20 protein-coding genes are annotated in these 25,096 nt (G+C 66.5%); 17 read left to right on the top strand and 3 right to left on the bottom strand.

Translation table 11 applies throughout. The features are described 5' to 3' along the window. Positions 1 to 71 precede the first annotated feature (71 nt). The gene (gene pth / locus CUR21_RS12170; RefSeq protein ID WP_100197278.1) at positions 72 to 785 is read left to right on the top strand and encodes an aminoacyl-tRNA hydrolase; all 714 of its coding nucleotides are present in this window, start codon (positions 72 to 74) and stop codon (positions 783 to 785) included. Between the two features lie 111 nt (positions 786 to 896). Further along, a complete protein-coding gene (locus CUR21_RS12165; RefSeq protein ID WP_100197277.1) occupies positions 897 to 2,912 on the top strand; it encodes a M3 family metallopeptidase in 2,016 nt (671 codons plus the stop codon). A gap of 221 nt (positions 2,913 to 3,133) precedes the next feature. Here the strand turns inward: CUR21_RS12165 and CUR21_RS12160 are convergent, their stop codons facing one another. Further along, positions 3,134 to 4,189: a GlxA family transcriptional regulator gene (locus CUR21_RS12160; RefSeq protein WP_232622771.1), complete on the bottom strand. Its 1,056-nt coding sequence runs from the start codon at positions 4,187 to 4,189 to the stop codon at positions 3,134 to 3,136. On the opposite strand from CUR21_RS12160, the gene CUR21_RS12155 reads away from it, so the two are divergent. From CUR21_RS12155 to CUR21_RS12110, 10 genes are all read left to right on the top strand, one after another. After that, complete coding sequence (locus CUR21_RS12155; RefSeq protein ID WP_100197276.1) at positions 4,188 to 5,096, top strand: 3-keto-5-aminohexanoate cleavage protein; 909 nt, start codon at positions 4,188 to 4,190, stop codon at positions 5,094 to 5,096. The genes CUR21_RS12160 and CUR21_RS12155 overlap by 2 nt on opposite strands. Continuing rightward, positions 5,093 to 5,605 carry a lipocalin family protein gene (locus CUR21_RS12150; RefSeq protein ID WP_100197275.1) on the top strand — a complete coding sequence of 171 codons (513 nt, stop codon included), beginning with the start codon at positions 5,093 to 5,095 and terminating at the stop codon, positions 5,603 to 5,605. Before CUR21_RS12155 ends, CUR21_RS12150 begins: the two co-directional genes overlap by 4 nt. Before the next feature lie 51 nt (positions 5,606 to 5,656). Beyond that, positions 5,657 to 7,114, top strand: a complete 1,458-nt coding sequence (locus tag CUR21_RS12145; protein WP_100197274.1) for a carnitine 3-dehydrogenase — start codon at positions 5,657 to 5,659, stop codon at positions 7,112 to 7,114. Next, positions 7,114 to 8,277 (top strand): acyl-CoA dehydrogenase family protein, encoded by a 1,164-nt coding sequence (locus tag CUR21_RS12140; RefSeq protein WP_100197273.1) that lies wholly within the window; start codon positions 7,114 to 7,116, stop codon positions 8,275 to 8,277. Before CUR21_RS12145 ends, CUR21_RS12140 begins: the two co-directional genes overlap by 1 nt. A 302-nt stretch (positions 8,278 to 8,579) precedes the next feature. Further along, positions 8,580 to 10,568 (top strand): acetate--CoA ligase family protein, encoded by a 1,989-nt coding sequence (locus CUR21_RS12135; RefSeq protein WP_255413784.1) that lies wholly within the window; start codon positions 8,580 to 8,582, stop codon positions 10,566 to 10,568. A gap of 3 nt (positions 10,569 to 10,571) precedes the next feature. Further along, positions 10,572 to 11,366: a carnitinyl-CoA dehydratase gene (locus tag CUR21_RS12130; RefSeq protein WP_100197272.1), complete on the top strand. Its 795-nt coding sequence runs from the start codon at positions 10,572 to 10,574 to the stop codon at positions 11,364 to 11,366. A gap of 119 nt (positions 11,367 to 11,485) precedes the next feature. Then, on the top strand, positions 11,486 to 12,499 hold the full coding sequence (locus CUR21_RS12125; protein WP_100197271.1) for a MoxR family ATPase: 1,014 nt from the start codon (positions 11,486 to 11,488) through the stop codon (positions 12,497 to 12,499). A 53-nt stretch (positions 12,500 to 12,552) separates the two neighbouring features. Then, complete coding sequence (locus CUR21_RS12120) at positions 12,553 to 13,365, top strand: DUF58 domain-containing protein (RefSeq protein ID WP_100197534.1); 813 nt, start codon at positions 12,553 to 12,555, stop codon at positions 13,363 to 13,365. After that, on the top strand, positions 13,365 to 16,124 hold the full coding sequence (locus tag CUR21_RS12115; RefSeq protein ID WP_100197270.1) for a DUF4159 domain-containing protein: 2,760 nt from the start codon (positions 13,365 to 13,367) through the stop codon (positions 16,122 to 16,124). Before CUR21_RS12120 ends, CUR21_RS12115 begins: the two co-directional genes overlap by 1 nt. Further along, entirely contained in the window at positions 16,121 to 18,196 is a 2,076-nt protein-coding gene (locus CUR21_RS12110; protein WP_100197269.1) for a hypothetical protein, read from the top strand. The genes CUR21_RS12115 and CUR21_RS12110 overlap by 4 nt, the downstream gene beginning before the upstream one ends. Here the strand turns inward: CUR21_RS12110 and CUR21_RS12105 are convergent, their stop codons facing one another. Beyond that, positions 18,197 to 18,886 carry a DUF599 domain-containing protein gene (locus CUR21_RS12105; protein ID WP_100197268.1) on the bottom strand — a complete coding sequence of 230 codons (690 nt, stop codon included), beginning with the start codon at positions 18,884 to 18,886 and terminating at the stop codon, positions 18,197 to 18,199. It abuts the gene before it with no gap. A 138-nt stretch (positions 18,887 to 19,024) separates the two neighbouring features. Between CUR21_RS12105 and CUR21_RS12100 the strand changes: the two genes are divergently transcribed. The 3 genes from CUR21_RS12100 to glcF all read left to right on the top strand — a co-directional run bounded on the left by CUR21_RS12100 (position 19,025) and on the right by glcF (position 22,901). Next, positions 19,025 to 20,458: an FAD-linked oxidase C-terminal domain-containing protein gene (locus CUR21_RS12100; RefSeq protein ID WP_100197267.1), complete on the top strand. Its 1,434-nt coding sequence runs from the start codon at positions 19,025 to 19,027 to the stop codon at positions 20,456 to 20,458. A gap of 63 nt (positions 20,459 to 20,521) precedes the next feature. After that, positions 20,522 to 21,607, top strand: coding sequence for an FAD-binding protein (locus tag CUR21_RS12095; RefSeq protein ID WP_100197266.1), 1,086 nt, complete (start codon positions 20,522 to 20,524; stop codon positions 21,605 to 21,607). 1 nt (position 21,608) lies between these two features. After that, positions 21,609 to 22,901, top strand: coding sequence for a glycolate oxidase subunit GlcF (glcF, locus tag CUR21_RS12090; protein ID WP_100197265.1), 1,293 nt, complete (start codon positions 21,609 to 21,611; stop codon positions 22,899 to 22,901). A gap of 11 nt (positions 22,902 to 22,912) precedes the next feature. On the opposite strand, the gene CUR21_RS12085 is transcribed toward glcF, so the two are convergent. Then, positions 22,913 to 23,320 (bottom strand): hypothetical protein, encoded by a 408-nt coding sequence (locus CUR21_RS12085; RefSeq protein ID WP_100197264.1) that lies wholly within the window; start codon positions 23,318 to 23,320, stop codon positions 22,913 to 22,915. Between the two features lie 200 nt (positions 23,321 to 23,520). Here CUR21_RS12085 and CUR21_RS12080 point away from each other — a divergent pair, with 200 nt between their 5' ends. Both CUR21_RS12080 and CUR21_RS12075 read left to right on the top strand, forming a co-directional pair. Beyond that, positions 23,521 to 24,381, top strand: a complete 861-nt coding sequence (locus tag CUR21_RS12080) for a serine protease (protein ID WP_100197263.1) — start codon at positions 23,521 to 23,523, stop codon at positions 24,379 to 24,381. Positions 24,382 to 24,598: 217 nt separating this feature from the next. Next, positions 24,599 to 25,063 carry an Hsp20 family protein gene (locus tag CUR21_RS12075; RefSeq protein WP_100197262.1) on the top strand — a complete coding sequence of 155 codons (465 nt, stop codon included), beginning with the start codon at positions 24,599 to 24,601 and terminating at the stop codon, positions 25,061 to 25,063. The last annotated feature ends 33 nt before the right edge of the window (positions 25,064 to 25,096 follow it).

The following is a 25,096-nucleotide window of genomic DNA, read 5'->3' as shown; positions in this document are numbered from 1 at the left end:
CTCCCATGTGATGCGCGGATGCTTGACGGGCGGGGTGCGCTTCGTCAAGGAGAGGGCCAAAGGAGACTGTGATGAAACTCTTCGTCGGCCTTGGCAATCCGGGCGCGAAATATGCAGGCAACCGCCATAACATCGGCTTCATGGCGCTGGACCGGATCGCGGCGGATCACGGCTTTGGCCCGTGGAAAGCCGCCTTCAAGGGCGACGTGGCCGAGGGGCGCCTGGGGTCGGAAAAGGTGCTCTTGCTGAAACCCGGCACCTTCATGAACCTCTCCGGCCAATCGGTGCAGGCGGCGATGGCCTTTTACAAGCTGGGCTTGGGCGAGATCACGGTGTTTCATGACGAACTTGACCTTGCGCCCGGCAAATGTCGGATCAAAGAGGGCGGGGGGCATGCCGGGCACAATGGCCTGCGCTCGATCAGCGGGATGGTGGGAGAGGCCTATCGCCGTGTGCGTCTGGGCATCGGGCATCCGGGTCACAAGGATGCGGTGGCGGCCTATGTGCTGCACGATTTTGCCAAGGCCGATCAGGAGTGGCTCGACGATCTGATGCGCGGGCTGTCCGACGGGGCCCCACATCTGGCCACAGATGACGGGCAGAAATTCATGAATGCAGTGGCCTTGCGTGTGGCCCCCCCGCGTTCGTCCGACAAGGCCCGCGCCAAGGCAGAGGGCGCGCCCGCCTCTGGGTCCGCCGCGCAGGCGCAGCAAAAGGCGCCGCCGGAGCCACAGGCACCCGACAGCCGCAGCCCCATGCAGAAGCTTCTGGACCGCTTTCGCTAGGGTCAGCCGCCAGAAGCGCTCCGCGCGGGAGTATTTCAGAAAGGTGCAATTCCAAAGGGGTGTGGACCTTTGGCCTTTGCGTGCCTAGCTTTGCACGCAAAGGAGATCCGCATGACCGTATTCACGCAAGACTGGGCCACCCCCTTTGGCCTGCCCCCGTTCGAGCAGATCAAGGATGATGATTTCGGCCCGGCCTTTGACGCAGCTCTTGCCGAGGCACGAGCCAATATTGCCGCAATCGCCGCCTCCCCGGATGCGCCCAGCTTTGAAAATGTGATTGAGGCGCTGGAACTGGCCGAAGGCACGCTCGACCGGGTGGCAGGGGTATTCTACAACCTGTCCGGCGCGGATTCCAATGACGCGCGTGAGGCGCTGATGCGCGATCTTGCGCCAAAGATGAGCGCGTTTTCCTCGGAAGTGTCGAACAACAAGGCTTTGTTTGCGCGGATCGAGCGCCTTTGGCAGGGCCGCGAAAACCTGGACCTGACGTCGGAACAGCTGCGGGTGCTGACGCTCTATCGGCAGATGTTCGTCCGGTCGGGCGCGCTTTTGGAAGGCGCCGCGGCCGAGCGGCTGACAGAGGTGAAATCGCGGCTGGCGGTCTTGGGCACCCAGTTCAGCCAGAACCTGCTGGCCGATGAACGTGCGTGGTTCATGCCGCTTGCCGAGGCGGATCTGGAGGGCTTGCCCGAGTTTGTCGTGGCCGCCGCTCGCGCGGCAGGTGAAGAACGCGGGGTGGCAGGGCCGGTCGTGACGCTGAACCGCTCGCTGATTGTGCCGTTCCTGCAGTTTTCGCCGCGCCGGACATTGCGGCAGCGTGCCTATGAGGCTTGGGGCGCGCGGGGGGCCAATGGCAATGCCCAAGACAACCGCGCGATCGCGGCAGAGATCCTTGCCCTGCGCGCAGAGCGGGCGGCGCTTTTGGGGTATAAGAGCTTTGCCGACTACAAGCTGGAACCCGAGATGGCCAAGACACCCGCCGCGGTTCGGGACTTGCTGCTGCGGGTCTGGCAGCCGGCACGCGCCAAGGCCGAAGCCGACGCAGCGGTGCTTGAGGCGATGTTGCAGGCCGATGGCATCGAGGGGCCGCTGGAGCCGTGGGATTGGCGCTACTACAGTGAAAAACGCCGCCAAGCAGAGCATGATCTGGATGAGGCGGCGCTGAAACCCTATCTGTCGCTGGAGGCGATGCTGCGCGCGCAGTTCGACTGCGCGCACCGCTTGTTCGGGCTGGAATTCCGCGCGCTTGAGGGGCCGTTCTATCATCCCGACGTGCGCGGCTGGGAGGTGACCCGCAACGGCGCGCATGTTGCAGTGTTCCTTGGCGATTACTTTGCGCGTGGGTCCAAGCGGTCAGGGGCGTGGTGCTCTGCGATGCGCGCACAGCGCAAGCTGGGGGGTGAGGTGCGCCCGATTGTGGTCAATGTCTGCAACTTCGCCAAGGGAAGCCCCACGCTCTTGTCCTATGATGACGCGCGCACGCTGTTCCATGAATTCGGTCATGCGCTGCACCAGATGCTGTCGGATGTGACCTATGGCTTCATCTCGGGCACCTCTGTGGCGCGCGACTTTGTGGAGCTTCCGAGCCAGCTTTATGAGCATTGGCTGGAAGTGCCTTCGGTGCTGGAAGAGCACGCCCGGCATTGGGAGACGGGCGCGCCGATGCCGGCGGAGATGCTGACGCGACTGCTCGCCGCGGGGACCTATGATCAGGGGTTTGCGACGGTGGAATTCATCGCCTCGGCCATGGTCGATCTGGCCTTCCACGAGGGGGCGGCACCGGCCGATCCGATGCAGAAACAGGCCGAGGTGCTGGCGGCGCTGGGGATGCCGCGGGCGATCCGGATGCGGCACGCAACGCCCCATTTTGCCCATGTGTTTTCGGGGGACGGCTATTCTTCGGGCTACTATTCCTACATGTGGTCCGAGGTGATGGATGCCGACGCTTTTGCGGCCTTCGAAGAGGCGGGCGACCCGTTTGATCCGGCAACGGCGGCGCGGCTGGAGCGGTTCATTCTGGCGGCGGGCGGGTCGGAGGAGGCCGAGAGCCTTTATACCCGCTTCCGGGGCCGGATGCCGGGGGTGGAGGCCTTGCTGAAAGGGCGCGGTTTGTTGGAAGAGGTGTGAGTGACACCTGTGTTACACTTGTGAGAAACGTTCAAAATCAATGGCTTGAATTTCCAGATTTAGACTTTCTTCATCTTCTGGGGAAAGGGGGCGCTGCCCCCTTGGGCCTTTGGCCCATCCCCCGGAGTATTTGAAAAAGGTGCAAGCCCCGGAAGAGCGGCCCTGCATTGCACCTTTCCAAAATACTCCGGGGGGGGCCGAAGGCGGGGGGCAGCGCCCCCCTAAGCCCTTGGCCGCCGGAGCGACGCCGGGGCACAGGCGAAGGCACGGCGGAAGGCGCGCGAGAGCGTGGCCGGGCTTGAGAAACCGCAGCGCAGGGCAATTTCGGCCATGGAATGCGGGGTGTCGGTGAGCATCCTGCGGGCGGCGGCGAGGCGCAGGCCGAGCGCATGCGCGCCCGGCGTGGTGCCCAATTCGGCGCGGAACAGGCTTTCCAGACGCCGGGCAGAGAGACCGACCTCTGCCGCGAGATTTGCCATGGAGTCCGGGGCGTCGAGGGTGGCCTCCATCCGGGCAAGCACGCGGGCGACGCGCGGGTCTTGGCCCGGTTCGGGGCGCGGCGGCAGGGCGGTGGCGCCGAGTTGCGGCGCGTCTCCGGGGCGCGGGGGGTGCAGGAAGCTTTGCGCCACCTGCCGCGCTACCCCTGCGCCATGGCGCGCGCGGATCAGGTGCAGCATCAGGTCATAGGCCGGGGCGGCCCCAGCGGCGGTGAGCCGGGTGCGATCGACCACAAACCGGGCGGGGCTGACGGTGATCTGCGGATGGGCATGCGCCAGATCCTCCAGATCTTCCCAATGCACCGTCGCCCGGTGGCCATCGAGCAGCCCCGCGCGGGCCAGCACCCATGGGGCGGCATCCACGCCGCCGATGGCGCCAAAGCGGGGCGCCATGCGGCGCAGATCGCGGATCAGCGGGCGGGTGGTGACCTCGGCCAGCCGGTAGCCCGCGACCACCATCAGCAGCGCCGCGCCTTGGGCTTGCGGCAAAGGGCCGGAACTGGGCAATTCGATCCCGCAGGTGAGCGGGGCGGGGCGGCCATCGGGGGTGACGATGCGAAAGCGGAACGCCTCGCGCCCCAGATGGCGGTTGGCGGCGCGCAACGGGTCGAGCAGGCTGGCGACCTCGAGGATCGAACAATGCGGCAGCACCAACACCGCGATGTCGAGCCGATCGGCGCTGGGGGAGAACAGCACATTTTCCGTCATCGTCATTTCGTAAAACGCAAAGCGCGGGCTGGCAAGCGCGTTAAGCTGGTGCCACCAAAAGGGGGATGCCATGCCGCTGACCATGAACCGTGAGGTTTTCATCACCTGTGCCGTCACCGGATCGGGCGGCACGCAAGACCGCAGCCCGCATGTGCCGCGCAGCCCCAAACAGATTGCCGATTCGGCCATCGACGCCGCCAAGGCAGGCGCGGCGGTGGTGCATTGCCATGTGCGTGACCCCGAGACGGGCAAGCCCGCCCGCGCGCTGGCGCTCTATCGTGAGGTCACCGAGCGCATTCGGGACGCGGGCGAGGATGTGGTGTTGAACCTGACCGCCGGGATGGGCGGCGACATCTATTTCGAGGGCACCGAGGATATGGGGCGCATCGGCCCCCGGTCAGACATGGCGGGGGCGGCCGAGCGGGTGGCGCATGTGGTGGACTGCCGCCCCGAGATCTGCACGCTCGACTGTGGCACGATGAACTTCAACGAGGCCGATTATGTGATGGTCAACACGCCGGGCATGTTGCGCGACATGGCGCGCCGGATGACAGCGGCGGGGGTGCGCATCGAGATCGAGGCCTTTGACACCGGCCATCTGTGGCTGGCCAAGGAGTTGGTGCGCGAAGGTGTGATCCCGGAGCCCGTGCTGGTGCAATTGTGCATGGGGGTGCCATGGGGCGCGCCGGATGATCTGAACACCTTTATGGCCATGGTGAACAACGTGCCTGCTGGCTGGCACTGGTCGGCGTTTTCCTTGGGGCGGCATCAGATGCCCTATGTGGCGGCGGCCGTTTTGGGCGGCGGCAATGTGCGGGTGGGGCTGGAGGATAACCTTTGGCTCGACAAAGGCGTGCTGGCGACCAATGCTCAGCTGGTCGAGCGCGCGGCCACGATCATCGAGAACATGGGCGCGCGGGTGATTACCCCTGCGGAGGTGCGGGCTCGGCTGAAGCTGGAGAAAAGGGCCCCGCGATGAAACGACTTCTTTTGCTGTCTGTGCTGGCTTTGGCAGGCTGTGATTTTCACACGCCCTCGCCGCGTTATGCGACCGCGCCGATGTATCTGCTGGATATCGCGCCGGAACGCCTGGCGGGCACCTGGTATGAGGTGGCGAGCTTTCCCGCGCCGTTTCAGGACGGGTGCAGCCACACCACTGCCACCTATGCTGTGATCGAGGGGGGCTTGAGTGTGGTGAACCGCTGTCGGCAGGGCGGGCAGCTGGTGCAGATCACCGGCACGGCGGTGCCAGTGGGGCCGGGGCAGTTGAAGGTGAAGCTGGGCGGTGTGCCTTTTGCCGGGGATTACTGGGTGATCGGGCAAAGCCGTGACGGGCGGACCGTGTTGGTGGGCACGCCGACGCGGCTCGCGGGCTGGATGCTGCACCGCGACCCTGTGGTGACGGAAGCCGAGCGGCGCTGGGCGGCCGAGGTGTTTGCCCGCAATGGCTATGACGCGGCGGCGCTGCAGCGCACGGAGCAGAGATAAGGGCGGCGCCGCCCCCGGCGGGGGCGGCCTTGGCGCAACGAGGAGGAGCGGATGGCGCGCAAGGCGGCACTCATTGGGGGCGGGGTGATCGGCGGCGGCTGGGCCGCGCGGTTCTTGCTGAACGGTTGGGATGTGGCGGTCTTCGACCCCGACCCCGAAGCGCCGCGCAAGCTGGGCGAGGTGCTGGCCAATGCGCGGGCGGCGCTGCCCGCGCTGTCGGACGGGCCGATGCCCGCGGAAGGGCGGCTGGTCTTTGCCGGCACGATCACCGAGGCGGTGGAGGGCGCGGATTATGTGCAGGAGTCGGTCAGCGAGCGGCTGGATCTGAAGCATCGGGTGTTTGCGCAGATCCAGCAGGTGGCCCCGGATGTGCCGATCGGGTCTTCGACCTCTGGGTTCAAGCCGTCGGAGTTGCAGGCGGGGGCGGCCAATCCGGCGGTGATCTTTGTCGCCCATCCGTTCAACCCGGTGTATTTGCTCCCCTTGGCCGAGGTGGTGCCTTCGGCGCTGTCTGATCCGGGCCTGATCGAGCGGGTGAAGGAGGTTCTGCGCGAGATCGGGATGTTTCCTTTGCATGTGCGCAAGGAGATTGATGCCCATATCGCGGACCGTTTCCTTGAGGCGGTCTGGCGTGAGGCCTTGTGGTTGGTCAAGGACGGTGTGGCCACGACCGAGGAGATCGACGAGGCGATCCGCATGGGGTTTGGTCTGCGCTGGGGGCAGATGGGGCTGTTCGAGACCTACCGGGTGGCGGGGGGCGAGGCCGGGATGAAGCATTTCATGGCGCAGTTCGGGCCGTGCCTGCAATGGCCCTGGACGCGGCTGACGGATGTGCCGGAATTCAATGATGAGCTGGTCGATCTGATCGCGGGGCAGTCGGATGCGCAATCGGGGATGCATACGATCCGCGAGCTGGAGCGGATCCGTGACCAGAACCTGATCGGCTTTCTGCGGGTGCTGAAGGACCGTAATTGGGGGGCGGGGCAGGTGCTCTTGGCGCATGACGCGCGCCGACGTGCGGCGGCGCCCGCGCCGGTGGTGGGCGAGGGTCCGCTGGAGATGGCGCGGATGACCGTGCTGCCCGGTTGGATCGATTACAACGGCCATATGACCGAAAGCCGCTATCTGTTCGCGGCCTCGGAAACCTCGGACGCGTTCTTGCGCCATATCGGGGCGGATGTGGCCTATGTGGGCACGGGGTTCAGCTATTACACGGCGGAAACCCATATAATGCACCTAGGCGAGGCGAAGCTTGGCGATGCGCTGACCGGGACGGTGCAGGTGCTGATGGCCGATGAGAAGCGGCTGCACCTGTTCATCCGCATCCTGAAAGGGGACGAGCCGGTGGCGACGCTGGAGCAGATGCTGCTGCATGTGGATATGGCGCGCGGCAAGACCTGTGCGGCGCCTGCGGCGATCCTGGACCGCGTGAGGCCGATTGCGCAGGCCCATGCGGCCTTGCCAAGGCCCGAGGCGGCGGGTCGCCACGTCGGCCAAGGGCGCGCGTGATGCAGTTCGGGCTGACCGACGAACAGCGGATGATCGTGGACACCACGCGCGCTTTCGTGGAGGCCGAGCTTTACCCGCATGAGCTGGCGGTGGAACGCTCTGGCCATTTGCCGCTGGAGCTGATCCGCGAGATCCAGAAAAAGGCGATGGCGGCGGGGCTTTACGCGGCCAATATGCCGGCGGAAGTGGGGGGCGCGGGGCTCGATACCCTGTCGTGGCTGCTTTATGAACGGGAGTTGGGGCGGGCCAATTATGCGCTGCACTGGACCTGTGTGGCGCGCCCGTCGAATATCCTGCTGGCGGGCACGCCGGAGCAACGCGAACGCTATCTGATGCCCTGTATCCGCGGGGAAACCTGGGATTGTCTGGCGATGACCGAACCGGGGGCCGGATCGGACCTGCGAGGGATGACGGCATCCGCCCGGCAAGACGGCACTGACTGGGTGCTGAACGGCACCAAACATTTCATCAGCCATGCCGATCTGGCCGGGTTCACCATCGCCTTCATGGCGACCGGCGAAGAGACCACGTCGAAAGGTTCGAAAAAGAAGATCACGGCCTTCTTCGTCGACAAGGGGACCAAAGGTTTCACGGTGCGGGAAGGCTATCGCAACGTCAGCCATCGCGGATATACCAATGCCGTGCTGGAGTTCGACGATTGCCGGGTGCCAGCCGAAAACGTGCTGGGTGAGGCGCATAAGGGGTTCGAGGTTGCCAACACCTGGCTGGGCGCCACGCGGTTGCAGGTGGCCAGCACCTGCCTTGGCCGCGCCGACCGTGCCTTGCAGCTTGCCATCGCCTATGCGGCGGAACGCAAGCAGTTTGGCCAAAGCATCGGCAAGTTTCAGGGCATCAGCTTCAAGCTGGCCGATATGGCGATGGAGCTGAAGGCGGCGGAACTGCTGACGTGGGAAGCCGGTTGGAAATGCGACCAAGGCACCGTGTCAGAGGCCGACATGAGCATGGCAAAGCTGAAGGCCAGCGAAGTGTTGGCGATGGTGGCGGATGAGGCGATCCAGATCCACGGCGGCATGGGCCTGATGGAGGAACTGCCCTTGGAGCGGATCTGGCGCGACGCCCGCGTGGAGCGCATCTGGGAAGGCACCTCAGAGATCCAGCGCCATATCATCAGCCGCGAGCTTCTGCGCGCCCTCGGCGGATGACGATTTTTCTGCGAAAAATCAGGGGGCTGTCTGCCCCCTCGGCCTGCGGCCTCACCCCCGAGGATATTTCTCAACAGATGAACATTATTTCTCGACAGATGAACGTCAGGTAACGGAGTCTTAACCATGGTCTGCGACTCTGATGCAGCCGAACAGGGGGGGACCCCGATGACGGTAACAGGTGACGTTTCCCTGCCCCGTTGGCTCGGGGCAGGGCGACCTTGCCTGTATGTCATCTGTTCAAAAATATCCCGGGGTCCGGGGCAGAGCCCCGGGGCTTGCTCCGCAGAGCGAGGTCGCTCGTGACGCGCCTGTCCCGCCTGTTGCGCCCGCGATCGATTGCCGTGCTGGGCTCGGTTTGGGCCGAGAATGTCATCGCGCAATGCCATAAGATGGAGTTTGCGGGCGAGGTTTGGCCGGTGCATCCGACGCGTGCCCGCGTGGCGGGGGTGCCAGCTTACCGGGCGCTGTCGGACCTTCCCGGGGTGCCGGATGCCACCTTTATCGGCGTCAACCGCCATGCCACTTTGGAGGTCGTGCGCGCGCTTGCCGATATGAGGGCGGGCGGCGCGATCTGTTTTGCCAGTGGCTGGGAAGAGGCGGGGGAGGCCGGGTTGCAGGCCGAGCTGGTGGCGGCGGCCGGAGAAATGCCGGTGCTGGGGCCCAATTGCTATGGGCTCATCAACTATCTGGATGGCGCGCTGCTCTGGCCGGATCAGCATGGCGGGCAGCGGGTGCAGCGGGGGGTGGCGCTGGTGTCACAATCCTCGAACATCGTGATCAATCTGACGATGCAGGCGCGGGCTTTGCCGGTGGCCTATGTCGCCTGTCTGGGCAATGCGGCGCAGGTGGGCTTGGCCGAGCTGGCGGGCGCCTTGCTGGGCGATGACCGGGTGACGGCGCTGGGCATGTATGTCGAGGGCATCGACGATGCCCCGGCGCTGGCGCAGTTGGCGACCGCCGCGGCGGCGGCGGGCAAAGGGATCGTCTGCCTGAAGTCGGGCAAGACCGCGCTCAGCCGGGCAGCGGCGGCGTCGCACACTGCGTCTTTGGCCGGAGATGCGGCGGTGTCTTCCGCGTTTTTCCGCAAGGCAGGCATTGCCGAGGTGGCGACCTTGCCGGAGCTTTTGGAGACCTTGAAGATCTTTCACGCCCATGGCCGGGGTCTGGGGCCGCGCCTGTGCTCGCTGTCCTGTTCAGGGGGCGAGGCGGGGTTGGTGGCCGATCTGGGGGCTGCGGCGGGGCTGGCCTTTGCGCCGCCTGCGCCGCAGACGCGGGCGCGGCTGGGCGAGATCCTTGGACCCTTGGTCACCATCGCCAATCCGTTGGATTACCATACTTTCATCTGGGGGGACGGGCCGCGCACCACCGACGTGTTTGCCACCATGCTGGCCGGATATGACGCCGGGGTCTTCCTCATCGATCCGCCGCGTCCCGACCGCTGTGATCCGGCCTCGTTCCAGCCGGCGCTGGACGCGATCGGGGCGGCGGCGCGGATCACGGGCAAGCCGGCCTTTGCGGTGTCATCCTTGCCGGAAAACTTTGACGAGGCTTTGGCCGCACGGATGCTGGCCGATGGAGTGGTGCCCTTGATGGGGCTGGAGACGGCGCTGGGGGCGATCCGGGCGGCGCAGGACGTGGCGGCCACCGTGCCGGCGCTGCCTTTGCCGGCGCGTGCCGCGCGCGGGGCGGCGCTGCTGGATGAGGCGGCGGCGAAGGAGGTCTTGCGCGCGGCGGGCCTGCCGGTGCCGCGCGGCGTGGTGGCGGCGGATCTGGCCGCGCTTGCGCCTGCGGGCGCGGGGGTGCCGGCACCTTGGGTGCTCAAGGGTTTGGGCTTTGCGCATAAGACCGAGGCCGGGGCGGTGCGGCTTGGCCTGACCTCGCTGGAGGGGCAGGCCGCGATGCCGGGGGCCACGGGCTATCTGTTGGAGGAGATGGCCGAAGGTGCTGTGGCCGAGGTGCTGGTGGGGCTGCGGCGCGATCCGGTTTACGGCATCGCCCTGACGCTGGGAATGGGCGGGGTGACGGCGGAGCTTCTGGCCGATACGGTGACGCTGGTCCTGCCGGTGAGCGGGGCCGAGGTGCAGGCGGCGCTGCGGCGCTTGCGTCTGTTCCCGCTGCTCGACGGCTATCGTGGGCGGCCGCGCGGCGATCTGGCGGCGCTGGAGGCGATGGTGCTGCGGCTGTGTGATCTGATGCTGGCGGACGATTACGAAGAGATCGAGCTGAACCCGGTTCTGGTGTTTGAACGCGGGGTGATGGCGGTGGATGCCGTGATGTGGAAAGGATAGGCGATGGAGATGCTGACCGAGGGGCCGATCCGCACGCGTGTTGAAGGCGCGGTGCTGGAGGTGACGCTGGACCGGCCCAAGGCGAATGCGATCGATCTGGTGACCAGCCGGATCATGGGGCAGGTGTTCCGCGCCTTTCGCGATGACGCGGGTTTGCGCGTGGCGATCCTCCGGGCGGAAGGCGACAAGTTCTTTTGCCCCGGCTGGGATCTGAAGGCGGCGGCGGCGGGCGATGCGGTGGATGGCGATTATGGCGTGGGCGGCTTTGGCGGCTTGCAGGAGTTGCCGGGGCTGAACAAGCCGGTGATCGCGGCGGTGAATGGCATCTGTTGCGGCGGCGGGTTGGAGCTGGCGCTGTCCTGCGATCTGATCCTTGCGTCGCGCACGGCAACTTTTGCGCTGCCAGAGATCCGGTCGGGGACGGTGGCGGATGCGGCGAGCATCAAGCTGCCCAAGCGCATTCCCTATCATGTGGCGATGGATCTTTTGCTTACGGGGCGCTGGTTCGATGCCGAGGAGGCGCGGCACTGGGGTTTGCTCAAGGAGGTTTGCGCGCCGGAGGAGCTGCTCCCCAAGGCGTGGGATCTGGCGCGGCTTTTGGAATCGGGGCCGCCGCTGGTGTATGCGGCGATCAAGGAAGTGGTGCGCGAGGCCGAAGACATGCGGTTTCAGGACGCGATGAACCGCATCACCAAGCGGCAGTTGCCCACGGTGGACCGGCTTTATTCCAGCGAGGATCAGCGGGAAGGGGCAAGGGCCTTTGCCGAGAAGCGCGACCCGGTGTGGAAGGGGCGCTGACCCCGTTGCCGAACATTTCGGCTTCTCACGATCATTTGTGTGCCTCGCGCTTTTGCCATTTGTGCCCTGCGGCATAACTCGCTCTAATGGGACCGCAGCAACCCCAAGGAGGCGACGACATGGCCGCAACTTCCCCCGAAGCCGATCTTGTGGAGGCCATTGAGCGCTTGGGTGACAAGCTGGGGCAGGCCAAGGCCTCGATCAACCGGCGTTTCATCGGGCAGGAAAAGGTGGTCGATCTGGTGCTGGCGTCGATGCTCTGTGGCGGTCATGCGCTTCTGGTGGGGCTGCCCGGTCTGGGGAAGACGCGGCTGGTGGATACGCTGGGCACGGTGATGGGGCTGTCGGCCAACCGCATCCAGTTTACCCCCGATCTGATGCCCGCCGATATTCTGGGGTCAGAAGTGCTGGAAACCGGGGAGGGGGGCGCGCGGGCGTTTCGCTTTATCGAAGGGCCGATCTTTTGCCAGCTGTTGATGGCGGATGAGATCAACCGCGCGAGCCCGCGCACGCAATCGGCGCTCTTGCAGGCGATGCAGGAAAAGGAAGTCACCATTGCGGGCCAGCACCGCAAGCTGGGCAAACCTTTCCATGTGCTGGCCACGCAGAACCCGATTGAGCAGGAAGGCACCTATCCGCTGCCCGAGGCGCAGCTGGACCGCTTCCTTGTGCAGGTGGATGTGGAATACCCCACCCGCGCGACCGAGCGGGATATTCTGATCGCCACCACCGGTGCCGAAGAGGCGGAATCCACCCAAGTGTTTACCGCCGAAGAGCTGATCGCCGCGCAAGCCGTGATCCGCCGGATGCCGGTGGGCGAGGCGGTGGTGGAGGCCATTCTGGACCTTGTGCGCGCCTGCCGCCCCGGCGAGGCCGAGGGCCGCGCGTTGGAGGGCAGCCTGTCATGGGGGCCGGGGCCGCGCGCGGCGCAGGCGCTCATGCTTACCGTGCGGGCGCGGGCGTTGCTGGACGGGCGGCTGGCGCCTTCGGTGGCGGATGTGGCGGCGATGGCGCGTGCGGTGCTGACCCACCGGATGGCGCTGTCCTTTGCCGCCCGCGCGCGCGGCGAAACGCTTGCGGGCATCATCGACCGGGTGACCACCCGCACCTTGCGGCTTGAGGCCGCCGCGTGAGCCTTGAGCTTCAGTCCCGCGCCGAGACGCTTGGCCAATCGCTGCCGCCCCTGATGGCCGAGGCGGAGCTTTTGGCCGCCACGGTGATGATGGGCGAGCATGGCCGCAAGCGCGCGGGGCAGGGGGATGAGTTCTGGCAATACCGCCCGGTGAACGCGGGCGACTCCGCGCGGCTGATCGACTGGCGGCGGTCGGCTCGCGGGGACGCGCATTTCGTGCGCGAGCGCGAATGGCAATCGGCGCAATCGGTGACGCTTTGGGTGGACCCGGCCAAGTCGATGGGGTTTTCCGGCGACAAGGCGCGCCCGCCCAAGGCCGACCGGGCGCGGCTCTTGGCGCTGGCGACGGCGGTGCTGCTTCTGCGCGCGGGCGAGCGGGTGGGGCTGGCGGGCGATGCCGCCCCGCCGCGCCCGGGTCGGGCGCAGATCGTGAAGCTGGCGGCCGTGCTGTCGGGGGCGGAAGACGCGGCGGACTATGGCGCCCCCACCGCGACTGGGATGGTCAGCCATGGCCGCGCGCTGTTTCTTTCGGATTTCCTTGGCGATCTCGCCCCGGTGGAGGCGGCTTTGACAGCGGCGGCCGATCGTGGCGTGCGCGGCGCGCTGATTCAGGTGCTGGACCCGGCGGAAGAAGAGTTTCCCTTCTCGGGCCGCACCATCTTTGAATCGATGGGGGGCGGCATGCGCCATGAAACCCAACAGGCGGGCGATCTGCGGGACCGCTATCTGGCCCGGCTGGCCGAGCGCAAGGATCAGTTGGCGCAACTGGGCCGCGCGGTGGGTTGGCATGTGACCACACATCATTCGGGGCAGCCGGCGCAAGCGGCCTTGTTGTGGATTTACCGCGCCTTGCAGGGGGGCCGCTGATGTTTATGCTGGGTCCCATCGGCTTTGCCACGCCCATGCTGCTTTTGGGCCTGATTGCCTTGCCGCTGTTGTGGCTGCTTTTGCGGGCGGTGCCGCCAGCGCCGATCCGCCGCCGCTTTCCCGGCGTGGCACTGCTGCTCGGCCTGCGCGATGAGGAGGCAGAAGCCGACAAGACCCCGTGGTGGTTGCTTTTGCTGCGGATGGCCGCGATTGCGGCGGCGATCATTGCCTTTGCCGGGCCGGTGCTGAACCCGGTCGCACGGCAGGCGGGCACCGGACCATTGTTGATTGCGCTGGATGCGACATGGGCCGATGCGCGCGACTGGCCGCGCCGGATCGACCGGGCAGCCGCCCTGATCGAAGAGGCCGGGCGCGATGGCCGACCGGTGGCCGTGATCCGCCTGAGCGATGCGCCCGGTCAGGTGGCGTTTCAGGCGGCGGATGCGGTGGCGGCGCGGCTGGGCGGGGTGTCGCCGCAGGCTTGGGGGCCGCGCGATCTGGCGGCTTGGGTTCCGGTGCTGCCCGAAGGCGGGTTTGACACATTCTGGCTTTCGGATGGGCTGGATCATCCGGGGCGGGCGGCGCTGATGACGGCGTTTGAAGCCAAGGGCGGGGTGACGATCTTTGAAAGCCCGCGTCCGGTCTTTGCGCTGCATCCTGCCACTTATGGCGATGGCGCGGTGCAGCTTGCGGCCTCGCGCCTGCCGGTGGAGGGTGAGGTGGCGGTTGAAGTCTCGGCGCGCGGGCCAGACCCGGCCGGGGTCGAGCGGGAGTTGGCGCGGATCGGCCTGAGTTTTAGCGGCGGCGAAGAGCGGGCCGAGGCGGCACTGTCGCTGCCGCCTGAGTTGCGCAACCGGATCACCCGGTTTGAGATTGCGGGGCTGCGGTCGGCGGGGGCGGTGAGCCTGACGGATGACAGCTTGAAGCGGCGCAAGGTGGCCTTGATCGGCGGCGGGGCCGACCGAGAGGGGCTGCAACTGCTGTCGCCCTTGCACTATCTGCGGCAGGCGCTGGAGCCGGTGGCCGATCTGATGGAAGGGTCGCTGACCGACTTGCTGCTGGCCTCGCCCGATGTGGTGATCATGGCGGATGTGGCGCGGCTGTCGCAGAGCGATACCGATGCGCTGCTGGACTGGCTGGACGATGGCGGCCTGTTGCTGCGCTTTGCCGGGCCGCAACTGGCGGCAAGCGATGTGAGCCGGATGAGTGAAGACCCGCTGATGCCGGTGCGGCTGCGGGAAGGCGGGCGCAGTGTGGGCGGCGCCATGAGCTGGGGCGAGCCGAAGGCCTTGGCGCCGTTCCCCGAGGACTCGCCCTTTCATGGTTTGCCTTTGCCATCGGATGTGAGTGTGACGGCACAGGTGCTGGCGCAGCCGGGGCCGGATCTGGCCGAGCGCACGATTGCGGCCTTGGCCGATGGCACGCCCTTGGTGACGCGCAAGGTGGTGGGGCAGGGGCAGGTGGTGCTGGTGCATGTGACCGCCAATGCCGAATGGTCCACCTTGCCGCTGTCGGGGCTGTTCATGTCGATGCTGGAGCGGTTGGCGGTGTCGACCCGCCCTGCCGCGCCCGAGGCCGCCGATCTGGCGGGGCAGACATGGGTGCCCGAGGTGGTGCTGGATGCCTATGGCCAGTTGCAAGATGCGGGCGAATTGCCGGGACAGCCGGGTGAGGTGCTGGCGCAGGCGATGGCGGCCGGGCCGGGGCCGGAGCAGCCGCCGGGCCTTTATGCCGGGGCGGATCGGCGGGTGGCACTGAACGTGATCGGGGCCGAGACCGCGCTGGTGCCGGCGGCCTGGCCTTCGGGGACGGTGATCGAAGGGTTGGAGACCCCGCCCGAGCAGGCGCTGAAAGGCGCGTTCCTGTCGGGGGCCTTGGCGCTCTTGATGCTGGACATTCTGGCGGCGCTGTTTGTTTCGGGCCGTCTGGGCGGGTTCGCGCGCGGGGCGGCGGTGATTTTGGCGCTGATGATGATGGTGCCCGAAGCGCAGGCGCAGGAGGCGCCGGGGGATGAGTTTGCGCTTCAGGCCACCACGGGGCTGGTGCTGGCGCATGTGATCACGGGCGATGCGCGGCTGGATGAGACGGCGGCGGCGGGGCTGTTCGGTCTGGGCGAGATCTTGTGGCAGCGCACCTCGATTGAACCCGACCGGCCCATCGGGGTGAACATCGAAACCGATGAGCTGGCGTTCTTTCCGTTCCTTTATTGGCCGGTGTCGACCGCGCAGCCGCTGCCTTCGGCGGCGGCCTATTCCAAGCTGAACGAGTATCTGCGCACCGGGGGGATGATCCTGTTCGACACCCGGGATGCCGATCTGGCGGGCGGGTCTTCGCCGGAAGCGCAGCACTTGCAGCGGTTGGCGGCGGGGTTGAACATCCCGCCCTTGGAGCAGATGCCGGTTGATCACGTGCTGACGCGCACCTTCTATCTGTTGCAGGATTTTCCGGGGCGTCACGCGCGCGGGGCTGTCTGGGTGGAGGCCGCGCCCCCGGATGCCGAGCAGGTGGAGGGGATGCCGTTTCGCAACCTCAATGACGGGGTGACGCCGGTGGTGATTGGCGGCAATGACTGGGCCTCGGCTTGGGCCACAAGCGCGAATGGCGCGCCGCTCTTGCCCGTGGGGCGCGGCTTTGCCGGAGAGCGACAGCGCGAGATGGCGTATCGCTTTGGCGTGAACCTGATCATGCATGTGCTGACGGGCAACTACAAATCCGATCAGGTCCATGTGCCTGCGCTGCTGGACAGGTTGGGACAATGACACAAAGCCTTATCTTCGCGCCGCTGATCCCTTGGCCCATGCTCTGGGGGGCCTTGGCCTTTGCCGTGGTGCTGCTGGGGCTGGCGGTGCTGCGCGGCCTGTCGGGCTGGGGCTTGCGGGCGCTGGCGGCGGGGATGGTGCTGCTGGCGCTGGCCAATCCGGCGCTGCAAGAGGAAGACCGCGCGCCGCAATCCGACATCGTGATCGCGGTGGTGGATGACAGTGCGAGCCAACAGCTGGGCGCGCGTCCGGCGCAGACCGAAGCCGCGCTGGCCGCGCTTCAGGCTGAGGTGGCGGCGCTGGAGAACACCGAGTTGCGGGTAACGCGTCTGGGCGACGGGCCCGAGGATGCGGGCACGCTGGCGATGACCGCGCTGGCCGAGGCCTTGGCCGAAGAGCCGCGCGCGCGGGTGGCGGGCGCGGTGATCATCAGCGACGGGCAGGTGCATGATCTGGAGCTTGCGCCGAACATGCCCGCGCCGCTGCATCTGCTGTTGACCGGGGAGCCCGAGGATTGGGACCGCCGGTTGATCGTGAAGAACGCCCCGGCCTTTGCCATCTTGGGCGAAGAGGTGCTGCTGACCCTGCGGATCGAGGATCAGGGCGCGGTGCCTGCCAGCGTCGGCCCGATGGCGGAACTGACCATCGCCGTGGATGCCGAGGCACCGCAAACCTATACCGTGCCGGTGGGCGAAGATCTTGAACTGCCGGTGACGCTGCCGCATGGCGGGATGAACGTGCTGCAATTCACCGTTGCGACCGCCGAGGGTGAGTTGACCGACCGCAACAATGCCGCCGTGGTGCAGATCAATGGCGTGCGCGACCGCTTGCGGGTGCTGTTGGTCAGCGGCGAGCCGCATGCGGGGGAGCGAGTCTGGCGCAACCTGCTGAAATCCGATGCGAGTGTGGATCTGGTGCATTTCACCATTCTGCGCCCGCCGGAAAAGCAGGATGGCATCCCTGTCAGTGAACTGTCGCTGATTGCCTTCCCGACGCGTGAGCTTTTCGTGGAAAAGATCGAGGAATTCGATCTGATCGTCTTCGACCGCTATTCCATGCGGGGCATCCTGCCGATGTCTTACATGGAAAACATCGTGAATTATGTGCGCGGCGGCGGCACGGTTCTGGTGGCGGCAGGGCCGGAATATGGCGCGGTGGACAGCCTGTGGCGGTCGCCTCTGGCGCAGATCCTGCCCGCCGATCCGACCGCGCGGGTGATCGAGGGTGGGTTTCAGCCCCAGCTTACCGATCTTGGCCGACGCCATCCGGTGACCGAAGGGCTGGAAGCCATGGCCCCCGAAGGCGGCTGGGGCCGCTGGTTCCGTATGGTGGATGTGATCCCGCGCGCGGGACAAGTGGTGATGGAAGGGCCGGAAGGTCGCCCGCTGCTGATTTTGGACCGGGTGGACGAAGGGCGTGTGGCGATTCTGGCGTCGGATCACGCTTGGCTGTGGGGGCGCGGCTATGAGGGCGGCGGCCCGCAGCTGGAGCTGTTGCGGCGGCTTGCCCATTGGATGCTGAAAGAGCCGGAGCTGGAGGAGGAAACCCTGTCCGCCACGGTGTCGGGCCAGAGCCTGACGGTCACGCGGCGCAGCATCGAGGAGACGCCGCCGGGGGATGTGACGATCACCGGGCCGGATGGGGCGCAAACCGCGCTGAGCCTGACGGAAGTCTCGCCCGGACGCTATGAGGGCCTGTTCGAAGCGCCGACGGTGGGCCTTTATCGGATGGAGCAGGGGGAGTTGAGCCGGGTGGTTGCCGTGGGTCCATCGGCCCCGCGCGAGTTTGTGGAAACCATCGCCTCGGGCGAGGTGCTGGCGTCCACGGTGGCGGCCACCAATGGGGGCGTGCTGCGCCTGTCAGACGGTGCGCCCGATGTGCGCAGCGTGCGCGAGGGGCGCCCTGCCGCCGGGCGCGGCTGGATCGGGATCACGCCCCGCGGCGCGTATGTGACGCAGGATGTGCGGGTGGCGGCGCTGTTGCCGGGCTGGGCTTGGCTGGTGCTGGTGGCGCTGTTCGCGATTGCGGCTTGGTTGATCGAAGGGCGCCGGGGGGCGCGCAAGGCCGCCTGATCAGCGCGAGAGCATCACCTGCCGCGAGAGCGAGGCAAACTCGCGCCGCAAGAGCAGCGCCGAGGTGATCACCGTGGCCGCGATGAGCGCGATGGGCCCCAAAAGCCACGTGATGCCCGCGAGTGCGAAATAGATGGATTGCAGGCCACGGTTGAAGCTTTTGGCGGCGGTGATGTTGATCTCTGCCGCTTGGCCCGCGCGGGTATAGGCCAGCGGATCGGCCGGATCGTTCGGCACGGCGGCCATAAGGATGGCGCAATAGCCGAAAAGACGATGCGCCCAGACGAATTTCAGCAGCGCATTGGCCAGAAACAGCAGCACAAGGATGATCTTCAATTCCACCCGCACGCCCGCCGCCTCGATCGTGAGGTCATGGGCCAGACCTTCCAGCTGGGTGACATTGCCGATCAGCGCCACCCCGCCGCCAAGCGCGATCATCGAGGTGGAGGCGAAGAAAGCGGTGCTTTGCCGCAGCGAGTCGATGATATTGGCATCAAAGATGCGCGGCGAGCGGGTGACGAACTGGCGCATCCAATCGCGCCGGTAATCGGCCATCAGGGCGGTGACCGAAGGCCGCGATTTCGGCGGATGTTCCACCAGCCAGCCGATCAGCGCCCAAGACAGGATCAAGAGCCCCAAGGCGATGGCATCGGCGCGGTCGAGCGAGAGGGTAGAGAAAAGTGTTGTCATGGCGGCAGTTTACTGCGGCGGCGGCGGCTTTCCTACTGGGAAAAGACAGGGTGGCGGCTTGTTGAAAATTGGTTATTTCACTTGACCAATTTCTGCGCTACTCTGCGCGGAAGAGAGGTTTCGGATCGAGGTCTGCCGATGGAAATGCCGCTGCCCGACAGCATGGTTCTTGGCGCCAAGGCGCGCATCGTGGCGGGCCTGCGCCAGATTTTGCCCGCCGATGCGGTGATCTGGGACGAGGCCGAGACACGCGCCTATGAATGCGATGCGCTGACCGCCTATCGCTGCCCGCCCTTGGTGGTGGTGCTGCCGCGCTCGACCGAAGAAGTGGCGGCGGTGCTGCGGCTGTGCCATGCCGAAGGCGTGCCGGTGGTGCCGCGCGGATCGGGGACCAGCCTTGCGGGCGGGGCCTTGCCCACCGCCGATTGCGTGGTGCTGGGGGTGGCGCGGATGACGGCCGTGCTGGACTGTGATTATGACAACCGCTTCATCCGGGTGCAGACGGGGCGCACCAATCTGAGTGTGACGGGCGCGGTGGAGGCGGATGGGTTCTTCTATGCGCCCGATCCGTCCAGCCAGCTGGCCTGCGCGATCGCGGGGAACATCGCGATGAATTCGGGCGGGGCGCATTGTCTGAAATACGGGGTGACGACGAACAACCTGTTGGGCGTCACGCTGGTGCAGATGGATGGCACCGTGGTCGAGATCGGCGGGCCCTATCTGGATGCGGGGGGCTTGGATCTTTTGGGCGTGATCTGCGGCAGCGAGGGGCAGTTGGGCGTGGTGACGGAAGCCACCTTGCGCATCCTGCCCAAGCCCGAAGGCGCGCGCCCGGTGCTGGTGGGGTTCAACAGCAATGAGGTGGCGGGGGAATGCGTGTCCGACATCATCAAGGCGGGCGTGCTGCCCGTCGCGATCGAATTCATGGACCGTCCTTGTATCGAGGCGACCGAGGCCTTTGCCAAGGCGGGCTATCCGATGTGCGAGGCCTTGCTGATTGTCGAGGTGGAAGGCAGCCCTGCCGAAATTGACGAACAGCTGGCGCTGATCAAGGCGATCGCGCTGCGCCATGACCCGGTGGAGTTCCGCGAGGCGGCGGATGAGGATCAGGCCAAGCGCATCTGGCTGGGCCGGAAGTCGGCCTTTGGCGCGATGGGGCAGATCAACGATTACATGTGTCTGGATGGCACGATCCCGGTGTCGAGCCTGCCTTATGTGCTGCGCCGGATCGGCGAGATGAGCCGCGCGATCGGGCTGGATGTGGCGAATGTGTTTCATGCCGGGGACGGCAACATGCACCCGCTGATCCTGTTTGACGCCAACAAGCCGGGCGATCTGGAGCGCTGCGAGGCGCTGGGGGCCGATATCCTGCGGCTGTGCGTCGAGGTGGGCGGGTGCCTGACCGGCGAGCATGGGGTGGGGATTGAAAAGCGCGATCTGATGGGGGTGCAATTCGCGCCCGAGGATCTGGAGGCGCAGCTGAAGGTCAAGGATGTGTTTGATCCGAAATGGCTGTTGAACCCGGCCAAGGTGTTCCCGCTTTCCGTGACCGCCAGCCGCCGCGCGGCCTGAGCCGGAGGACTGGGGCTCTGCCCCAGACCCCGGGATATTTATGAACAGATGAAAGGGCAGGGAATGCGTCCTGCGACAGAGGCCGAACTGGCCGAGATCATAGCCGCGGCCACGGGGCCGATGGTGGTGCGGGGGGGCGGCACGCGGGGGATCGGCGAAGCTCCGGGCGCGGTTCTGGACTGTTCGGGCCTCTCGGGCGTGGCGCTTTATGAGCCGGGCGCGCTGACGCTTGTGGCGCGGGCGGGCACGCGGCTTTCGGAGGTGGAGGCGCTGTTGGCGGCCCAAGGGCAGCGGCTGGCTTTCGAGGTGCCGGATCTGCGCGGGCTCTTGGGGCGCCAGGGGGAGAGCACCCTGGGCGGTGTGGTGGCCGCCAATGCCAGCGGGCCGCGCCGCGTGCAGGTGGGGGCCTGCCGGGACAGCTTGATCGGGGTGCGCTTTGTCGATGGCGCGGGGACGGTGATCAAGAACGGCGGGCGGGTGATGAAGAATGTCACCGGCTATGATCTGGTCAAGCTGATGGCCGGGTCTTGGGGCACCTTGGGCGTGCTGAGCGAGGTGAGTTTCAAGCTGCTTCCGGTCCCGGAGGCGGGGGCCACGTTGATCTTGCACGGCCTGTCGGACCAGCAGGCGGTGGCGGCGATGGCGGCGGCGCTGGGATCGCCCTTTGAGGTGAACGGCGCGGCGCATTGGCCGGGGGAGGGGACGTTCCTGCGGATCGAAGGATTCTCGGCCTCGGTCGCCTATCGGGCGGAGCGGTTGCGGGCGCATCTGGCGCGCTTTGGCGCGGTGGAGGTGGAGCCGGGCACCGCACGCTGGCCGGCAATCCGCGATGTGGCGCCGTTTCAGGACCGCGCGGGCGATGTGTGGCGGCTGTCGGTAAAGCCTTCGGAGGCGCCGGAGATCGTGGCGCGGATGGAGGCGGAGGCGGTGCTGTACGACTGGGGCGGCGGCCTGATCTGGGCGCTGTGCGCTGAAGGCTGCGACCTGCGGGGCCGGCTGGGGCCGTTTCAAGGCCATGCAACGCGGGTGCGCGGCGCGGGGCCGGGCGCGTTCCAACCGGAGGCGCCCGCTGTGGCGGCCCTGACGCGCGGGCTGCGGGCCAAGTTCGATCCGCGCGGCATTTTGAACACCGGCTTGATGGACGCCTGACATGCAGACCACCTTTACCCCCGATCAGTTGAAAGACCCCGGGATTGCCCGTGCCAATGAGGTGCTGCGCAGCTGTGTGCATTGCGGCTTTTGCACCGCGACCTGCCCGACCTATCAGGTGCTGGGCGATGAGCTGGACAGTCCGCGCGGGCGGATTTACCTGATCAAGGATATGCTGGAGCAAGGCCGCCCGGCCGATGCGCAGACGGTCAAGCATATCGACCGTTGCCTGTCCTGTCTTGCCTGCATGACCACCTGCCCGAGCGGCGTGCATTACATGCATCTGGTGGACCACGCGCGGGACTATATCGAGGCGACCTACAAGCGCCCGCTGATGGACCGCATGTTGCGGGGGCTGCTTGCTTGGATCATCCCGCATCCGATGCGGTTCCGGGTGGCGATGCTGGGGGCCAAGCTGGCGCGCCCGTTCCGGCGCTTGGTGCCGGATGCGCGGCTGCGGGCGATGCTGGACATGGCGGCCGCGCCGATCCCGCCGGTCAGCCGCAATGATGACCCGCAGGTGTTTGCGGCCACGGCGCCGCGGCGGATGCGGGTGGCGCTGCTCACGGGCTGTGCGCAAAAGGCGCTGAACACCGATATCAACGATGCCACCATCCGGCTGCTCTGCCGTCTGGGGGCCGAGGTGGTGGTGGCGAAGGGTGCGGGCTGTTGCGGGGCGCTGACGCATCACATGGGCAAGGCCGAGCAATCCCATGCCTCGGCGGCGGCCAATATCCGCGCCTGGATGGCCGAGAAGAACGGCGCGGGTCTGGATGCCATCGTGATCAACACCAGCGGCTGCGGCACCACGGTGAAGGATTACGGCCATATGTTCCGCAACGAGGCCTTGGCGGCGGAGGCGGCCACGGTGGCGGGGCTGGCGATGGATGTGTCGGAGGTGGTGACGCGGCTGGGCCTGCCCGAAGGGGCGGCCAAGGGGATGCGGGTGGCCTATCACGCGGCGTGCAGTTTGCAGCATGGTCAGCAGATCAAGTCGCTGCCCAAGGATCTGCTCAAGCGGGCCGGGTTCACGGTGGTGGAGCCTGCGGACAGCCATCTGTGCTGTGGCTCGGCGGGGACCTATAACCTCTTGCAGCCCGAGATCAGCCAGCAGCTGAAGGCGCGCAAGGTGCAAACGCTCGAAGCGCGTGCGCCCGATGTGATTGCGGCCGGAAACATTGGCTGCATGATGCAGATCGGGTCAGGCACCGGGGTGCCGGTGGTGCATACGGTGGAATTGCTGGATTGGGCGACCGGCGGGCCAAAGCCCCGCGCGCTTACCGCGCAGGGCTGAAGGGCGGGAGATTACACCGGTGGGGGAGTTTCAAAATCGATGTCCGGATCCGGACCTTCGTCGATGATCTCGGGTGCCGGGCTGGCTTTCTTGCGGGTATTGGCCACACCAAGGCCCACACCCACATCGACGCCTTCGCCGCCGAAGCCGATGTCCATGCCGACATAGCTTTTCGACGCCAGATAGGCGAAGCCGACGTTCGGGCGCACGCGCTGCGCGCGCAGCAGATAATCGACGCCGAGCGAGCCCACGAATTTTTTGCGTTCATCATCGGAGAAGACCCGCAGGCCAATGCCGGTGTCGCCGCGCTGGCCCCCGCCCCATGTGAAGGTGACGCCAAGGCCCACGGTGGGATCGGCTGCGGCGGGAAGCGACAGGGCAAGCATCAAAGGAACGGCTGTAAAAAGGGATTTGCGCATGGAACCTCACTGGTTGATAACGATGGCGTGACGCAGGAAAAAGGTATCCCTGTTGCCGCATTCAGGCAAGCGTGGCGTTCGGCGCAGCGCGACCGTGCGGAAGGACGGCGACAGGGGGGGGCGGCGACAGGGGCGGGGCGAATGGCCACAAATCCGCCAAACTCGGCTGGCATTGGCCTGTGACAGAGAACGGAGTTGTCATGAGTTACCTGCGCGCCTGCATCCTTGCTGTTTCCGCTTTTGCAACATTGGGCTTTTTGCTGCCGACGGCGGCTGTGGCGCAGGACAAGGGCCTGCGCAGCCTGCAGACGGGCGACGACTCGCGCGGGTGGGAGGCGGTGGGGCGGCTTGATCTGGGGGATCGCGGGTTTTGCACCGGTGCCCTGATCGCCGAGGATCTGGTGCTGACGGCGGCGCATTGCCTGTTTGACAAGACCAGCGGCGTCAGCATCGATGTGCGCGACATCCGGTTTCTGGCGGGGTGGCGCAACGGGCGGGCAGCGGCCTATCGCGGGGTGAGCAAGGCGCTGGCGCATCCGGAATATGTCTATGGCGGGCATGACAGTGCCGAGCGGGTGCCGTTTGACGTGGCGCTGCTGCAACTGGATCAGCCGATCCGCCTGCCCTCGGTGCGCCCCTATGCCACCGATGCCCGTCCGCAGACGGGCGACGAGGTGGGCGTGGTGTCCTACGCGCAAGACCGCGCCGAGGCGCCTTCATTGCAGCAGGTTTGTCATGTGCTGGGGCGGCAATCGATTTTGCGCGCAGGTGTGGTGGTCAAGCCGGGCGGGGCCGAGTTCGACACGCTGGTGCTGTCTTGCGATGTGGATTTCGGCTCATCGGGCGCGCCCGTGTTTTCCTTGCGCGACGGGGCGCTGCGCATCGTTTCGGTGATTTCGGCCAAGGCCGAGGTGGATGGGCAGAAGGTGTCCCTTGGCACGCCCTTGGCCGATCATGTCGCATTTTTGCGCGGCAAGCTGGCGGAGGGCGGATCGTCGCTGCGGCCCAGCCATGTGCGGGTGCTGTCGGGCGGGTCGGGCGGCAAGTTCGTGAAGCCCTGAACCGGTCAGGTTCGTTTTTGGCCCCGAACCGGTTAGGTTCGTCTTGGCCCCGAACCGGTCAGGTTCGTTTTGGGCTCACAGCGTGCGGCTCTTGAAAGGCGGTTTTGGCTTTCCTACCTTGGGAGCATCCGGGTGCCACAACGGGCCCGGAGGACCGAACGGCCCGCCCTTGACCGGGGGGCCAACATAGACGCATCGCTTTTGAAAAGGATGACCCATGCGTAGCTTTGATCTTGCCCCGCTGTATCGTGCCACCGTCGGCTTCGACCGCATTGCCGATCTGATGGACCGCGCGCTGTCGGCCGATGTGGCCCAGCCAACCTATCCCCCCTATAACATCGAAAAGACCGCAGAAGATGCCTATCGCATCTCGGTGGCCGTGGCCGGGTTCACTCCGGATGAGCTTTCGGTTGAGGTGAAAGAAGGCGCTTTGCACGTCACCGCCCGCAAGGCACCCGAGGCTGAGGGCAAAACCTATCTGCACCGTGGCATCGCGACCCGCGCCTTTGAACGCCGCTTTGCCTTGGCCGATCATGTGCGCGTGACCGGCGCGACGCATGAGCACGGGATGCTGCACATCGACCTGATCCGCGAAACGCCGGAGGCGCTGAAGCCGCGCCGGATCGAGATTGGCCGCCCCGCCGATCTGGAAACCAAGGCGCTGGAAAGCACCACGGTCTGATCGCGCACGATTCGTGACACCAAGGCCCGCCGG

The organism is Pseudorhodobacter sp. MZDSW-24AT (assembly GCF_002794355.1).
Taxonomy (GTDB): Bacteria; Pseudomonadota; Alphaproteobacteria; order Rhodobacterales; family Rhodobacteraceae; genus Pseudotabrizicola.
Note: the sequence above shows the minus strand (reverse complement) of the source record. Positions and strands in the feature narration are given on the sequence as shown.

Coding starts and splice junctions, on each gene's coding strand:
- CUR21_RS12165 (WP_100197277.1), top strand. CDS start 897: ATGACCGTATTCACGCAAGACTGGGCCACCCCCTTTGGCCTGCCCCCG.
- CUR21_RS12105 (WP_100197268.1), bottom strand. CDS start 18,886: ATGACAACACTTTTCTCTACCCTCTCGCTCGACCGCGCCGATGCCATC.
- pth (WP_100197278.1), top strand. CDS start 72: ATGAAACTCTTCGTCGGCCTTGGCAATCCGGGCGCGAAATATGCAGGC.
- CUR21_RS12100 (WP_100197267.1), top strand. CDS start 19,025: ATGGAAATGCCGCTGCCCGACAGCATGGTTCTTGGCGCCAAGGCGCGC.
- CUR21_RS12095 (WP_100197266.1), top strand. CDS start 20,522: ATGCGTCCTGCGACAGAGGCCGAACTGGCCGAGATCATAGCCGCGGCC.
- CUR21_RS12120 (WP_100197534.1), top strand. CDS start 12,553: ATGGCCGAGGCGGAGCTTTTGGCCGCCACGGTGATGATGGGCGAGCAT.
- CUR21_RS12075 (WP_100197262.1), top strand. CDS start 24,599: ATGCGTAGCTTTGATCTTGCCCCGCTGTATCGTGCCACCGTCGGCTTC.
- glcF (WP_100197265.1), top strand. CDS start 21,609: ATGCAGACCACCTTTACCCCCGATCAGTTGAAAGACCCCGGGATTGCC.
- CUR21_RS12155 (WP_100197276.1), top strand. CDS start 4,188: ATGCCGCTGACCATGAACCGTGAGGTTTTCATCACCTGTGCCGTCACC.
- CUR21_RS12115 (WP_100197270.1), top strand. CDS start 13,365: ATGTTTATGCTGGGTCCCATCGGCTTTGCCACGCCCATGCTGCTTTTG.
- CUR21_RS12150 (WP_100197275.1), top strand. CDS start 5,093: ATGAAACGACTTCTTTTGCTGTCTGTGCTGGCTTTGGCAGGCTGTGAT.
- CUR21_RS12160 (WP_232622771.1), bottom strand. CDS start 4,189: ATGGCATCCCCCTTTTGGTGGCACCAGCTTAACGCGCTTGCCAGCCCG.
- CUR21_RS12140 (WP_100197273.1), top strand. CDS start 7,114: ATGCAGTTCGGGCTGACCGACGAACAGCGGATGATCGTGGACACCACG.
- CUR21_RS12130 (WP_100197272.1), top strand. CDS start 10,572: ATGGAGATGCTGACCGAGGGGCCGATCCGCACGCGTGTTGAAGGCGCG.
- CUR21_RS12110 (WP_100197269.1), top strand. CDS start 16,121: ATGACACAAAGCCTTATCTTCGCGCCGCTGATCCCTTGGCCCATGCTC.
- CUR21_RS12080 (WP_100197263.1), top strand. CDS start 23,521: ATGAGTTACCTGCGCGCCTGCATCCTTGCTGTTTCCGCTTTTGCAACA.
- CUR21_RS12145 (WP_100197274.1), top strand. CDS start 5,657: ATGGCGCGCAAGGCGGCACTCATTGGGGGCGGGGTGATCGGCGGCGGC.
- CUR21_RS12085 (WP_100197264.1), bottom strand. CDS start 23,320: ATGCGCAAATCCCTTTTTACAGCCGTTCCTTTGATGCTTGCCCTGTCG.
- CUR21_RS12125 (WP_100197271.1), top strand. CDS start 11,486: ATGGCCGCAACTTCCCCCGAAGCCGATCTTGTGGAGGCCATTGAGCGC.